This window comes from Occallatibacter sp. FHG110214_02, from assembly GCF_059115385.1.
This window is the reverse complement of record NZ_JBZYWK010000010.1, coordinates 56,848-69,756: the sequence shown is the minus strand read 5'-3', so window position 1 is coordinate 69,756 and position 12,909 is coordinate 56,848. Positions and strand designations below refer to the sequence as shown.

The 12,909-nt window shown below is 53.7% G+C and carries 13 protein-coding genes; 4 read left to right on the top strand and 9 right to left on the bottom strand.

Annotated features, from left to right (window positions below):
- The first annotated feature begins 859 nt into the window (after positions 1 to 859).
- Positions 860 to 1,429, top strand: a complete 570-nt coding sequence (locus AC5S3R_RS11010) for a hypothetical protein (protein WP_494267091.1) — start codon at positions 860 to 862, stop codon at positions 1,427 to 1,429.
- A complete protein-coding gene (locus tag AC5S3R_RS11005) occupies positions 1,401 to 1,856 on the top strand; it encodes a PIN domain-containing protein (RefSeq protein ID WP_494267090.1) in 456 nt (151 codons plus the stop codon). The genes AC5S3R_RS11010 and AC5S3R_RS11005 overlap by 29 nt, the downstream gene beginning before the upstream one ends.
- A 133-nt stretch (positions 1,857 to 1,989) precedes the next feature.
- Here the strand turns inward: AC5S3R_RS11005 and AC5S3R_RS11000 are convergent, their stop codons facing one another.
- A complete protein-coding gene (locus AC5S3R_RS11000; RefSeq protein ID WP_494267089.1) occupies positions 1,990 to 2,832 on the bottom strand; it encodes an SEC-C metal-binding domain-containing protein in 843 nt (280 codons plus the stop codon).
- Positions 2,826 to 3,170, bottom strand: a complete 345-nt coding sequence (locus AC5S3R_RS10995; RefSeq protein WP_494267088.1) for a DUF3892 domain-containing protein — start codon at positions 3,168 to 3,170, stop codon at positions 2,826 to 2,828. Before AC5S3R_RS10995 ends, AC5S3R_RS11000 begins: the two co-directional genes overlap by 7 nt.
- Positions 3,171 to 3,513: 343 nt before the next feature.
- On the opposite strand from AC5S3R_RS10995, the gene AC5S3R_RS10990 reads away from it, so the two are divergent.
- Both AC5S3R_RS10990 and AC5S3R_RS10985 read left to right on the top strand, forming a co-directional pair.
- Positions 3,514 to 3,846: a helix-turn-helix domain-containing protein gene (locus AC5S3R_RS10990; RefSeq protein WP_494267087.1), complete on the top strand. Its 333-nt coding sequence runs from the start codon at positions 3,514 to 3,516 to the stop codon at positions 3,844 to 3,846.
- Entirely contained in the window at positions 3,827 to 4,369 is a 543-nt protein-coding gene (locus AC5S3R_RS10985) for an ImmA/IrrE family metallo-endopeptidase (protein WP_494267086.1), read from the top strand. The genes AC5S3R_RS10990 and AC5S3R_RS10985 overlap by 20 nt, the downstream gene beginning before the upstream one ends.
- A 79-nt stretch (positions 4,370 to 4,448) precedes the next feature.
- Here AC5S3R_RS10985 and AC5S3R_RS10980 read toward each other — a convergent pair whose 3' ends face one another.
- The 7 genes from AC5S3R_RS10980 to AC5S3R_RS10950 form a co-directional block, all read right to left on the bottom strand.
- Positions 4,449 to 7,880 carry a DEAD/DEAH box helicase family protein gene (locus AC5S3R_RS10980; RefSeq protein ID WP_494267085.1) on the bottom strand — a complete coding sequence of 1,144 codons (3,432 nt, stop codon included), beginning with the start codon at positions 7,878 to 7,880 and terminating at the stop codon, positions 4,449 to 4,451.
- Positions 7,880 to 8,764, bottom strand: coding sequence for a hypothetical protein (locus tag AC5S3R_RS10975; protein WP_494267084.1), 885 nt, complete (start codon positions 8,762 to 8,764; stop codon positions 7,880 to 7,882). The genes AC5S3R_RS10980 and AC5S3R_RS10975 overlap by 1 nt, the downstream gene beginning before the upstream one ends.
- Positions 8,765 to 9,925 (bottom strand): restriction endonuclease subunit S, encoded by a 1,161-nt coding sequence (locus AC5S3R_RS10970; protein ID WP_494267083.1) that lies wholly within the window; start codon positions 9,923 to 9,925, stop codon positions 8,765 to 8,767.
- Positions 9,922 to 11,457: a type I restriction-modification system subunit M gene (locus tag AC5S3R_RS10965; protein WP_494267082.1), complete on the bottom strand. Its 1,536-nt coding sequence runs from the start codon at positions 11,455 to 11,457 to the stop codon at positions 9,922 to 9,924. Before AC5S3R_RS10965 ends, AC5S3R_RS10970 begins: the two co-directional genes overlap by 4 nt.
- An 87-nt stretch (positions 11,458 to 11,544) precedes the next feature.
- Positions 11,545 to 12,093, bottom strand: a complete 549-nt coding sequence (locus tag AC5S3R_RS10960) for a hypothetical protein (RefSeq protein WP_494267081.1) — start codon at positions 12,091 to 12,093, stop codon at positions 11,545 to 11,547.
- A gap of 50 nt (positions 12,094 to 12,143) precedes the next feature.
- Complete coding sequence (locus AC5S3R_RS10955) at positions 12,144 to 12,377, bottom strand: hypothetical protein (protein WP_494267080.1); 234 nt, start codon at positions 12,375 to 12,377, stop codon at positions 12,144 to 12,146.
- Between the two features lie 91 nt (positions 12,378 to 12,468).
- Positions 12,469 to 12,840: a hypothetical protein gene (locus AC5S3R_RS10950; RefSeq protein ID WP_494267079.1), complete on the bottom strand. Its 372-nt coding sequence runs from the start codon at positions 12,838 to 12,840 to the stop codon at positions 12,469 to 12,471.
- Between the last annotated feature and the right edge of the window lie 69 nt (positions 12,841 to 12,909).

Genomic DNA, 12,909 nt, shown 5'->3' with positions numbered 1-12,909 from the left:
TAAAGAGTGAGCTTGCTACAGCATGACCCTTTAGGGCCAGCCTGATTCAACTTCGTATCCGGCTAAAAGGATCAGAAACCAAGCCCTATTCACCGCGCCTATGTGCTTCATCCGCACGGGCCTTAGCTGATGCTTGGTATAGCTCAATACATACGATGGCTAGTTGCCTGATTCGGTTTCGCCGCTGGAGAGTGAATTCTCGATCGATCTCGTCGCTATCTGCGAGCCGCATAGGCGTTTCAACCGTCTCCGAGATATGGATACACTTGGGTGCATTCGGAGTCTGCGTCGGCGATTCTTCCGGCGGACAGTATGTGAAGTTCCCAGAGCTATAGGGGGCATTTATTACTGTGGACAACGCGCCTTGCTGCACATGAAACTTTGCATCAGCGACGTTGGTCGTTACGGATTCGAGTTGGGATTCAATGCCCACACCTTCATATTCGGGAGGGCAGAAGAAATCGGGTAAATCAGCTATTAAGGGATCGCTGAAGCTGGCGCTCCGATCCGCATGTAAGTATATGAATGTATATATATTTATACTAAGTTTTTCGACAATATCTGCGCGTTTGGCCAAATCGAGCACATAGAGTCACCCCTTCAGAGTCTAACTTGCCAACCATGCAAAAAGTGATCCCAACATAACCGGGCCGCAGTCGCGTTACAAGATGCCTTTGGTTCGACGAAAATGGAGAAATCCCCGGTTTTGACTTACCCGATTTTCGCTGTCCAGCCGAAGCTCCGCTTCTTGATACGAACCAGCCTACGGACCGCGCTGCTACCGGCATCTGCCGATAATTTCCTGCGTAATGTTGCCGAAGGCCTAATTTTCATCTAAACTTTAGGTGAAGGTGGGGACATGGAGAGCAACATACAGTTCAAGCTGAAGGACGCGAGCTATGTTCTGGGAGTATCGCCCAAAGACCTCCAGAATTTGGTGCAGTTCGGCGTGCTCAAGCCCACGCGCCAGGACCGCTTTTTCGTCTTTGACGCTGTGACGCTGCTCCAAGCTAAGGTAGCCTTTTATTTGAAGGAGTCGCTTGGAACATCCGTGCCTCTGCTGGCACGATTCACCAAGGAGATTTTTAAGGACATGCCCAGATCGAAGACCGGCGAGGCTCGCAACATCTCGATCCTTTCACGCCCTCTACGAGGCGAAAAGCCGGTCAGGATTGAGGTTCCGTTGCAGTCGCTGGCGGCAGAGCTGGAAGCCAGGATTCCGGCGGTAGATTCATCGGGCAAGAACACAAAGGTGAGCGAACGCAATCAATGGAAAGAGGAGATCACTAGCACCCTTTCCCAGGCTGCCGATGATCTAGCGGGGACTACGGAGCAGGAAATCCTTGACGAGATCAAGCGCTATCGCGTGGAACGAAAGAAGTCTCCGGAGATCACTGTAGTTGCCCTACCAGAAGAAAAAACGGCCTAGAGGCGTCGTTGATACATCTGTGTTGGTTGCGGGGATCGCTGCATTTAAGAGCCCCCCAACCAGCACGCGCGTATCCAGCGCTGAGATGCTGCACGAGTGGATCGATAGTCGCACCTTCACTTGGCTGGTAAATGAAGAAATCCTTGAGGAATATAAGGTGATCCTCACACGCCGCAAGGTCCGGCCTCACCTTATCGGTGCAGTCATCAACCTCATCCGTTCGGCGGCAGAGGACGTTCCGGCTGCTGGAACCTACGACATCTCCCCCGATCCATTCGATGAGCCATTTTGCGCCTGCGCGGAAGACGGCAACGCCGATTTCATCGTCACTCTCAATCCTGACGACTTCCCGCAGCACAAACTCAAGGCTCACGTAATCGCCCCGGATAATCCGATTCCGACAACGAGACGCTCACGTCGCCGGTGATTGGATGAGTTAGCATAACTCGCGATCCCAGATCTTCTCGGCAAGAATTTCTGCGCTAGGCATCGTGTCATCGTGGAGAAAACATCGTGGGATACCTATATGCTTCTATCGCGTTCTTATTCTGACACTCGCATTACCGTGCCAACAAAGAGACTTCAAATTCGCGGTGACACAATCCGTATTTTCTCCCTGATCCGCACCAGCACTCTTGGTTGGGCTTGATTGTAGCCAAGTGTTCTTTGGGCCCGGCAGGCGCTCCCTTCCCTGGCCAGTGTCCACGCCAAACTTTCTGGGGAAAGAGTTTCGGATGTTTCAGGAACGGTAGAGCCGCGCTTGGCCGCACTCGTGGCTCAGTGTCGAATATCGGCTTACCTGGCTCTGGTTGATAGAGGAGCTTGCCTGAAAAATCTTCCAGCCGTCGAGTCTTCTCCCAAACCAGATGTCGCGCCAAATAGGTCGAAACCTGATCTACGAAATGAACAATCCTGGGAACATTGCGGGCATAGATAAAATCTGGCGCGGAGTAAATGCACAGCCCATGCAGCGTTCTTCCGGCATACTGCAAGGAAATATCTGTACGCAAATGCGGATGCCCTGGGAATCTGTATCCGCTAATCTCAGGACGCAGGCTGAATACAACCGGGTGCATCGGCTCTTGGCGTTCCAAGATCAGCACTTGAAAATGTTGAGTCATTGAGACCAGAAACGGCTTGGCCCAATGCGCCGCAGTTCGCTCATGGCCCCCAGCGCGACTCGATAGAAAACCTTGATCGCACGAAATACTGCTCCCCCTCTCTAGGGTGTCAAGCAGGTTCCAAGCGTCATTGTCATTTCGATAAGGTTGAAGCCTCCCCCGCCACGCGCGAGTTGCCGAGGTCCCTTGAGGGACCTCGACTTGATAGAAGGCTGTGTAGTAGTCATCGAGTTCGACTGTATCCTCGATGAACGAGGTGATCCGCCCCGTGGTCGCTACCATTGAACGAATCCATGTGAACGGGCGGGAGTGAAGGTGCGCGGAGGAACAACCACGGGTGGCTCGATCTTGCAGTGCGGCAAGGCAAGCAGGTTGTTTGGCTTCTCTCCATCAGGCTCAGTCTTTAAGAACTTGTGTCCAGTGGGAGACTTTTCGACGATTACTTCGACGCGGTGACCATCAGGACGTTCAACATAAAATGAGGCCTGTTTGCTGTCAATGAGCCCAATGGCTTGAGCCTCAGTGAACGTGTGCTTAGTGCCGATTTCGTCTACGCATCCAATGCTTGCGATGCGTTCATGGTGGTGGTCTGGTGTAGTGCAAAAAATACGATGCCGCATACGGGCCTCCGTGTCGTTGTGGGACTGCATTGACGTCCACGACGACACGGGTCACTTGCGATGCCCGGACCATTTAGGAAATAATCCGGTGTACGCACTGCATCGCATAGCGGGCAGCGAGGTGGACGTTTAGTTCACCGCCAAGCCGGTCACGGATTAGGCCCCGTGACCGGCTTTCCCTTTGCTGCATAAATTCTCGCCGCTTCCAGCTCGCATGTCAAATTAATTAGGTTACTTAGGAAAATGATAATTTATAGTTTTCAAAATGAATATTATTAGTTATCTTATTTGATTTTACTCTTGACACATTGGCATATTTTTCGTACTTTGTATTAGAGGGGCTGTGGAAAACTCGTTCTTCACTGTTAATTTTCTTTTCGGAGATAAGCTATCCAGCGCTCGCCGGGCGAGGAAGATATCTCAGGTGGAACTGGGAAAGCGAGTAAATCTCTCACGCATCACGATTGCAAAGCTGGAGCGTGGCGTGCAGAACGTGCAGCTAGGTCAAGTTTTCATGCTTGCCCAAGCATTGGATGTGCCCCCAGAGGAACTGATTCCGAGCGCACGTGAATTGGACAATTCTGGCGTAAACAAGGACGCGCTGTTCTTGCAATTCATACGGAACCAGATGGCTAGCGTCATTCAAGAGGTGGATCATGAGGAGTCATCGCATTAGCTTCGATTCCTTTGTTGACGAGTTGCTAGTAAAGTACCAAATTCAACATCCTCCAGTGCCGGTGAAGAGGATTGCAGAAGCAGAAGGATTGCTGCTGCTGGAATCCCCGTTTCAAAGCGATGTCTCAGGTGCTCTGGTCAGGTCAGGTAAGGCCGTTGCCATTGCCGTTAATCTTAGTCAGCATCCAAACCGGCAGCGATTTACTATCGCTCATGAACTCGCTCACTACTTCCTCAAGCACAAGGAGGAAGAAGATCATATCGACTGGAAGTTCACTGTTTTGCGCCGAGATGGAACATCCTCAACGGCTACCGATGCAGACGAAATTGAAGCCAATCGTTTTGCCGCTCGCCTGCTAATGCCTGAGGGATTTCTACGGCGCGATGTAGAGCAGCTTGCAAGATTTAACGGCGAAGCAGTATTGAGTGATGTTGAGATTCAATCTCTGGCAAAGAGGTATGAGGTCAGTAAGACGGCAATGGGCTATCGACTTGCAAACCTTGGGTTGATTGATCCTGATTGATCAATTCTGAGATAAGGCTGCACTCGAATGCTATTTGCCCACTTCTGCTACGAGATTCGCCGAATACTTCAGAATCTGGTCAAGGTGCAATTTGAACCACGAGGGCGTTCTGACGTATTGTATTCAGCGATGCGATCAGTGCTTCAGTAGTTTGCTCGTCGAACACACCATTGATCCCATTCTGGTGAATATCTGTGAACGGTGACTCGTAAAGCTGGGCGACATCGACCCAGCCGCGCTGAGTCAGATAGTTCACAACCTGGTCCAAGAAGACAATCTGATTTGATGTCAGGTTCTTACCCTGCATGAAACCTGAGAGCGCCGCCTTCGCGGCGGCACGATCCATCCCCAATAGAGAGCGGACGAACAGGCCCAGCCCATTCGTCTCACTACTGGCCGCTGTAATCTCTTCGACAGAGCTTCCCTCTGCCTGGAAGATTCCCTCCAGAGCATTCAGATCGTCGCCTGTCAGCGGATCGTTGAACATCAGCTTATGGATGGCAGGATCGTTCTCACGCTTGCGGAGGAAGACCAGCGCCTTCTCTCGGAATCGCTCCATGTTCACGCCGGGCGAGACTCCCGGCAGGTCGATCCACTCTCCCTCGCCCATTTCGTCAGCAAAGTCTGTAATGACGTTGGCGCGTTTCTTGCGTTCAATCAGATGCACCAGATCGCGTAGTCCCTTGCGAACCCGCTCCAGGCAGACGACAGTCACGCCTTCCCAGAACTCCGTCGATTGCACTTCCTGGATCAGCGTCAGTTTGGCAGCAACTGCGGGGATCGCCGTCTGCGCTTCCAGCAGTCGTGCAATCTCGACCACGTTCGTCTGCATCTTCACGAAACCCGGCTCGTGGCGCAGTAGCGTAAGCTGCATTCGCAGCATCAGCAAATCAAACTGCTTCGCCTCCAAGCCCTCCGGTGCAATAGTAGATGGCAACCCGGCGATCTGGTTCTTCAATTCTGCCTGCTGCTCGGGCGTCAACGCAGCCCACGCGTCCGGCCTGCTGAAATGCTCCACCAACTTCCGCTTTGGACGCACGATGAAGTTCTCCGGGCTCATCGCCGCCACTTCTTCGCGCAGGTGATCCGCCAGTTCCGCCCGCAGCTTGGCGTATTCGGGATTACGCTCTGTCTCCGGCTTGGTGGCCTGGTCTTGGTCCAACACTGCAAGCAAGTCCACTCGCCGGATAAACAGATTCGCACTCAGCGACAGCGCCGCCGATCCCTCCACGGTCTCCGGGTTCTGGCTGAAGTATTCAAGATTCTGGCAGTAGTCAAAGATGTAGAAAAATCCCTTGTCGTTCTTCGGGTCCGGGCCGGGACCAAACAGGTTCTTGCACAGTCGCGTTCCCCGCCCCACCATCTGCCAGAACTTCGTCTTCGACCGCACCAACTTGAAGAAGACGAGGTTCACTACCTCCGGCACGTCAATGCCGGTATCGAGCATGTCCACCGACACTGCGATGTGCGGCATCTTATTCGCTATCGAGAAATCGTCAATCAGGCTCTGCGCATAATCCACCTTGAAGTCGATCACCCGCGCGAAATGCCCGGCATACTGCGGATAATTCGCATCAAACCGCTTCACGATGAACTCTGCATGATCGTGATTCTTCGCAAAGATTATGGTCTTGCCAAGCCGATCACCGTACTCCACCTTCTGGCCTTTTTCCATCAGGTGCTTCAGCACCTTGTCCACGGTGTCGATATTGAACAACCACGTATTCAGTTCCGCTGCCTGTACCTCATCCGGCGGGTCCTCCTCGCCGTCTCCCCAGTCGGTATCCTCCCAGCGGTCTTTTTCATCTTCGGGCAGATCGTCATACTTGATCCCTTCGCGCATGAACTTGAGCGGCACGGAGACTGCTCTCGGTGGCACCAGGAACTTGTCGGCAATCGCGGTGTCGAGCGAGTATTCATCCGTCGGCACGCCGTCTTCCAGATTGAAGAGCCGGTAAGTATCGTGATCAACCTCGCCGCGCGGCGTCGCTGTCAGCCCAACCAAGTACGAGTCGAAGTACCGAAAGATCGCTCCGTACCGCTGATAGACGGATCGGTGCGCCTCGTCCACCACAACAAGATCGAAGTAGCCGGGACCAAAGCGGCGCGTGCCATCCTCCTTCCGCTCATCAATCAGCCGCATCATCGACTGATAAGTGGAAACATAGACGCGGCTCGTCTCGCTCTTTTCTGAGACAAGATTCACCGGCGACGACGCGGGCAGATGTGCCTTGAAGGCATTTACCGCCTGCTTGACTAGCGCCACACGGTCAGCCAGAAACAGCACGCGCTTCACCCACCCGGCCTTCATCAGCACGTCGCACAGCGCAATCACCGTGCGCGTCTTGCCCGATCCGGTGGCCATCACCAGCAGTGCACGGCGTTGATTTTCCTTCTCCAACCGGTCGCCCACTTTGCGGATCGCACGTTCCTGGTAGTAGCGCTCCACAATACTGGTATCAATCGACCGGCCTTCCAGCTTCTGGCGGCCAGCCCGGCGCTGAATCAGCAGTTCCAGCTCGTCGTGCGTATAAAAACCGCTTACTTCGCGCGGTGGATACTTGGCATCATCCCATATCCAGTGCTCATAGCCGTTCGAGTAGAAGATCACCGGGCGCTGGCCGAACTGTTTTTCCAGGCAATCGGCATAGAGCTTGGCCTGCTGACGGCCCACGTTTGGGTCTTTGGTGGTTCGCTTGGCCTCTACCAGACCGAGCGGCTTGCCATCCTTGCCCCACAGCACGTAATCGACATAGCCCACTCCTGAATCTGAGGGCATCCCGTGGACTTTGTATTCCACGTCATGGCCATCCTTGAAACTCGTCCAGCCTGCCTCACGCAGAAGCTCGTCAATGTACCGGCTGCGTGTTTCTGCCTCGGAATAGTCATGCGTATCAGGAATTTGCTCGTTCCGCTTCTTAGCCTCAGCCACCTCGGCGCGTAGCTTCTGGAGTTCCGCATCCAACGCCGCCCTATCCTTAAGCTGTTTGGCCAATTCCTCAAGCTGCGCGTCCTTCTGGCCCAGGCTGGCTTCGAGTTCTGCCAGCTTGGCCTTCGTTGCCGGTGGAATCGGCGACGTGATGGGTAGGAGCGAAAGGTCAAACGCCTGCGATGCGGCAGGCTTTGCGCCGCGTGCGTAGGTGTGCGCCAACCAATAGCAGAGATGGAAAAGCTCCTGCACCGCAGCCACGGAGTTTTCTTTGGTGATCTTGCGGCCCGAGGCGTGGGCGGCGGCGTTGCCATAGGTAATGATGAGCCGCGCCTTGGCAACGATCTTCTCCCCGGCCACCGCCAGAAAAGTGTGGTCGTTCACCAAGGCGCTCAGGTTCTGCTGATAGGGCGGCTTCAATGTCGGATCGCTCTTGAAGAGCCATTGCATCCCAAGCTCCAGCGTCCTTCGCGCATGGATGCAGGCCGTGGCAGGATCGGGAATCGCATACTGCTCGGCCTTCACCGCCGATTCGTAAATCTGCGGCCATTCGGATTGGAGGAAGCTGAAATTGGAACTCATCAACCATTTCCCCTTGCTGAGAAAACCTCGCCATAGTCAATCTCAGTAAGATATCCAGCGAACCCGAAAAAGAGCATTGCGATAATCAAAGCATCACGAGGTTCCAGTTCGCGCAGTCTTCCCTCTGCGCTTCCTGCATGACGAATGGCCGGATAGTCCGAGCAAAATCCATACAGCGATGACAACGCATTTCTAATAGTGGCATGCGGCCAGCAGTTAATTTCCCTTGTAGCTTGCCCCAGCGTTCTTTCTGTAACTCCAGGGAACCGGATCGCAAGCCCTTCAGCTAGCGAACATGCACGTGCTATACACGCATTTATGTCGGCAGCCCTGTTTCGTATCGTTAAGTCTTCGAACGCCTGTTCGGTCGATATCAGCAGTTCTTCAAGATCGCGGTCTCGTGATACCGACAGCCGTATTCTTTCAACTAACTCCGAAAACAGAGCTGGCATATAAGGAACTATCTGGAATGGGTCTAACAAACGATACCGCAGGTTATATCTACTGAGAAAATCGCGAACAAGTAATATATAGAAATCCTTCAACTCAGGGCTGTCATACTCGTCCACTAAAAAGAATGCTTCCTCAAAGAAACGAACCAGATGCCTTTCACTCCGGAATTGTCCAGGCCGAGTATTGCAGATAAAATCTTCTGCCAGCTTGCGATCTGTTGCTGCCATCAAGAACTCGGCTGACGGATTAGGATATGGTTGAGCCTCATCCCCTCCTTCTAAAATTGGTTCAACGGGCGGCTCCGGCAACGCTTTTTGCAGTTCCCTCACTAAATCAGGCAATAACTCATTTGGTGATTGCTCAAAATCGCGTAAGGGCAACCATATTTCTGACCAAGTGTATGGCCACGCTGAGATTAACGTTCCACGCATCTACAATTCTCCCATGAAGGCTTGAGACTGTAATGCGCTGAACAAAGAGTCGCTTTGCTCACCAGACTCGGATAAGCGTGAATGAAGTCGCATTACACTTTCGATCTGCGCTCTGAAACGCTTCTGAGTATCCAATGGAGGAACAGGGATCACTAATTTTTCGAACTCGGTTTTCTTGAGAATCGGAAGAGTCGTCGATGCGCCGCGTAAGGATATTTCATCTTTCAATTGAGTCAGCGCAAAGTAGCCATATATGTCGTCAATCTTCCCATCCCATTCAACGGCATTGATCTGCTGATTAAACGCAAAATCAGTCGCGATTAAACCCATCTTGCCAATGGTTGCGCCAATACAGCAGACAGCCGTCGAGCCCGCTCGAACGACTTTGCTCATACTAGCGCCGTCTCTAGTCAAGGTTCTTTTCGCCACACGGTGATTCCAGATCCCTTCAAGGTCTCCCGGTGTGACGAATGGCAGTTCTCCGCCAAACATTCCATCTAATTCGCTTGGAGGAGTCCTACCGGTAGTAATCCTCCCGAGCAAACTAATTGCCTGAGATGGCCACTTCTGCTGTGTTGCCTTACGAGATTTGAATGCGTCCAAGAAGAGAGATTGGGTGAGGGAGTCGAGCTTCTGGATGGCGACGCGGCGCCTTTGGCGCAACTCATCGGCTTTGTCCAGAATCGCCGCAATCCTCCGCTGCTCCTCCAGCGGCGGCAATGGAATCCTAACCTTCTTGACCAAATCTATGTTCAGATTCTTTACGGTTGCTCCAGCCGCGAGGCGTTCAAATTCACCATATACGGCCTGCGAGCCTAATAAGTGATAGAAGAAATCTGAATCAACATTGTTTTCCTTCTTCGCGAGAACAAGCCAGCCGTCATGAATGCAGCCGGACGTTTGCATTATGTAGGGCCGACCAAAACTCATTGAATTCGTTAGAACAAAATCGCCGGGATTTACCGCTCGTGATCGTTGTACTCCCTCTTTGCGAATTCGCTTTTTGGTGCCAGTGATGAATTTTGAACTCGCTGACGCATCGCTAATCATCACCCAGTTAATACCATCTGGATCATCCGTAATATAAGCATCAATAGGACGGGGTGATCCGCCGCGAGCAATATCGAAAATTTGGCTTAGCGCAACTTTCGGCCACGTCACTTCAGCATCCCCTCCAACTCCTTCAGCCCCGCCTCGATCTCCGATTCCAGCTTGAGCAGTTCCGCCAGAATCTGCTGCGGCGGCACGTGCGCCACCTCTTCATAGACCACCTGCTTGTATCGGTTCAGGCTCAGGTCGTAGTTGTTTTCGGCAATCTCCGCCTTCGGCACGCAGAAGCTCTGCGCGGTGCGGGGCCGCTTGCGCTCGGCACCATCCCGTTGCCACCATCGCGTGAGAATGTCGGGCAGGTTGTTCTTCGCGTGCTCTTCTTCGGTCAGCTTCTGCGCCGGGCTTGGCCCCAGCTTCTCCCAATCGAGCAGCGGCTGGCGCTTGTCATCGAGCGACCATCCATCGGCCTCGACATCGTAAAACCAGACTTGGTCCGTGCCGCCGGAGTTGGTTTTGGTGAAGAACAGAATGGCCGTCGATACCCCAGCATAAGGCCGGAAGGCTCCGCCGGGAAGCGAGACCACCGCATCGAGCTTTTGCTCTTCCACAATCAACTTGCGCAGCGTCTTGTGCGCCGTGCTCGAACCAAACAAGACGCCATCTGGCACGATGACCGCCGCTCTGCCGCCGGGCTTGAGCAAGCGCAGGAAGAGCGCCAGAAACAGCAGCTCCGTCTTCTTCGTCTTGACCGTGGCCAGCAGGTCCTTGGCCACGTTCTCGTAATCGAGCGACCCGGCAAAGGGCGGATTGGCAAGGACAAGCGAATACTTTTCATCCTCGCCGGAGTGATCCTGGGCAAGCGAATCGCGACGTTGAATGTCCGGGTTCTCCACGCCATGCAGCAGCATATTCATGCTGCCGATGCGGAGCATCGAGGCGTCATTCTCAAAGCCATGAAACAGCCCCTCATGGAAATGCTTTCTCAGTTTTGGATCAGCAAAAAGGCCGGGATGGTGTTCGCGCAGGTACTCACCCGTGACCACTAGGAAGCCGGAAGTGCCCGCCGCCGGATCGCAGACAATGTCCTTCGGCGTGGGCGCGGTCATCTCCACCATGAGCCGGATGATGTGGCGCGGCGTGCGGAACTGACCATTCTGCCCGGCCTGAGCCAGTTTGCCCAGCATGTACTCGTACATGTCGCCCTTGGTGTCGCGGTCCTCCATCGGAATCTCGCTGATAAGATCAACGACCTTGACCAGCAGTGCGGGCGTGGGGATGGTAAAGCGGGCGTCTTTCATGAACTGCGCGTAAGTGGACCCATCGCCCAGTGTGCGCAGGAATGGGAAGACGTGCTCTCCGAGGGTCTTGAAGGCGGCGTCAGGCGCGGCGTTTTTCAGGTTCTTCCAGCGGTACTGCTCGTAGGGGAGTTTACGCTCGTCCTTCCCTTCGGGGAAGATACGGCGCTCGATGGGTTTGCCGATCCGAGCGGCCTTCAGCTCTTCGACGGTCTGGATTTCGTCCAGCCGCTTGAGAAACAGCAGATAGGTGATCTGTTCGATGACTTCGACCGGGTTGGCGATGCCGCCCGACCAGAAGGCGTCCCAGATACGATCAATTTGATTGCGAATTTCTCCAGTAAGCATGGTGTGACTTATTTATAGATGATGCCCACCGGCACCATCTATGGGTATCTCATCTCTGGACCGGGAAATGCCGGGGAGTATCCGGTTCTAGCAGAAATATCGCTCAGGCAATCCGGCAATCCAAGCAGCAACTTCATCGGCTACAGAAAAGCGAACAACCGGATTATCGGCGTATCTGGCCCCGAGCGAATATGCGTGCTGTTCCAGAGGAATTCCTTCATAGCCCCCTCCGCTCAGAAAACCGCGAACATACAGATCAGCGAACGCTGCGACACCGAGTTGACGGTACTGTTCAACATGTACGAGTTCATGGAAGAGCAAGCCGTGATCGAACGCCATGTGTGCAACAACCGTATCGTGAAATGTGATTGCCGCCATTCCAGATTGATCCGGGAGATTCGTAAAGCCCAAGTCCACGAGCATTGGATAGAAATCGGGATTTGCCACCCGTCCCTCACTAAGCACCAGCAGACGTGCCTCATCCAACAGGAACGGAGTGAAAAATCCCGCCATTCTGGCCTTCTGTTCTACCGACAAAGGGATGGCGGCAGGAAGGTATTTTGCCCGTTGAGTTGAGATATATCGCTCAACAAGCACAGAAAGCTGCGAGACCAACTGCGGAGGTAGAACAGGCATAGTCACTGGCAGTGCTCCTGAGGCTCAACCCGACTGGAACAACGATGCTATCACTCTTCTCGCTCGCGGCTCGGAAGCAGGTTGAGAAGCTGATCCCGCAGGGAGATGGCAGCCTCTTCGGTAAGTGGCGCTTCCAGGCGGACCTGGAGTTCGACGATTGGCTCCTGCCATGTGGACGGCAATGACAACTGCCCGTTGAGACGCAGGGTTACTTCTCCCGTTTTCGGGTTCCGAAACGCCCGAACATCTGCCTCCGGGCGTTTCTGCTTAAAGGGCCAACGCATATATTGTCTCCAGTTCTTGCGTTATAGCTGCACTGCTATGTGACTGGCGCGTCGCCCCGGTTTTGTGCCGGTGCGACGCGGTGCTACTTGTCTACTGCACCAGGGGGCTTCCGGTGGGACGGTGGATGCGGTATTTGAATGCGATCTGCATCGAGCGCATCTCTTCGATGATCTGATCGTTCGAGGCAAAGGGATCACTCAGAAAAAGTGCGGTCGCTTCGACTTCTTTGCCGGTCACGGTCCAGTGCCCACAGAGCGGGTCGAACTTCACATCGGCAACAAGATCGGGATAATAGTGCCGCTCGATGCCGGAATCCTGCGGGAATACCGTCCTCCACGTAGCGTCAAGATTGGCAATGTAATCGTCCAAAGTGGCTCGGGAACCATCGTTCCAACGGAGTTCATCCGGCTGCCCCATCCGGTCCGGGTTAGCCTTGTGCCATTTCGCAATGAGAGTCTTCAAGTAGTGCCTCCTCTATCGGTTAATCTGTCATCGGGCAGGCAGTTATATGCCCTAAAGCATTTTTTATAT

What these genes read in the sequence shown, in the direction of transcription:
- AC5S3R_RS11010 (WP_494267091.1), top strand. Translation starts at nt 860, where the DNA reads ATGGAGAGCAACATACAGTTCAAGCTGAAGGACGCGAGCTATGTTCTG.
- AC5S3R_RS11000 (WP_494267089.1), bottom strand. Translation starts at nt 2,832, where the DNA reads ATGGTAGCGACCACGGGGCGGATCACCTCGTTCATCGAGGATACAGTC.
- AC5S3R_RS10995 (WP_494267088.1), bottom strand. Translation starts at nt 3,170, where the DNA reads ATGCGGCATCGTATTTTTTGCACTACACCAGACCACCACCATGAACGC.
- AC5S3R_RS10985 (WP_494267086.1), top strand. Translation starts at nt 3,827, where the DNA reads ATGAGGAGTCATCGCATTAGCTTCGATTCCTTTGTTGACGAGTTGCTA.
- AC5S3R_RS10980 (WP_494267085.1), bottom strand. Translation starts at nt 7,880, where the DNA reads ATGAGTTCCAATTTCAGCTTCCTCCAATCCGAATGGCCGCAGATTTAC.
- AC5S3R_RS10975 (WP_494267084.1), bottom strand. Translation starts at nt 8,764, where the DNA reads ATGCGTGGAACGTTAATCTCAGCGTGGCCATACACTTGGTCAGAAATA.
- AC5S3R_RS10965 (WP_494267082.1), bottom strand. Translation starts at nt 11,457, where the DNA reads ATGCTTACTGGAGAAATTCGCAATCAAATTGATCGTATCTGGGACGCC.
- AC5S3R_RS10960 (WP_494267081.1), bottom strand. Translation starts at nt 12,093, where the DNA reads ATGCCTGTTCTACCTCCGCAGTTGGTCTCGCAGCTTTCTGTGCTTGTT.
- AC5S3R_RS10955 (WP_494267080.1), bottom strand. Translation starts at nt 12,377, where the DNA reads ATGCGTTGGCCCTTTAAGCAGAAACGCCCGGAGGCAGATGTTCGGGCG.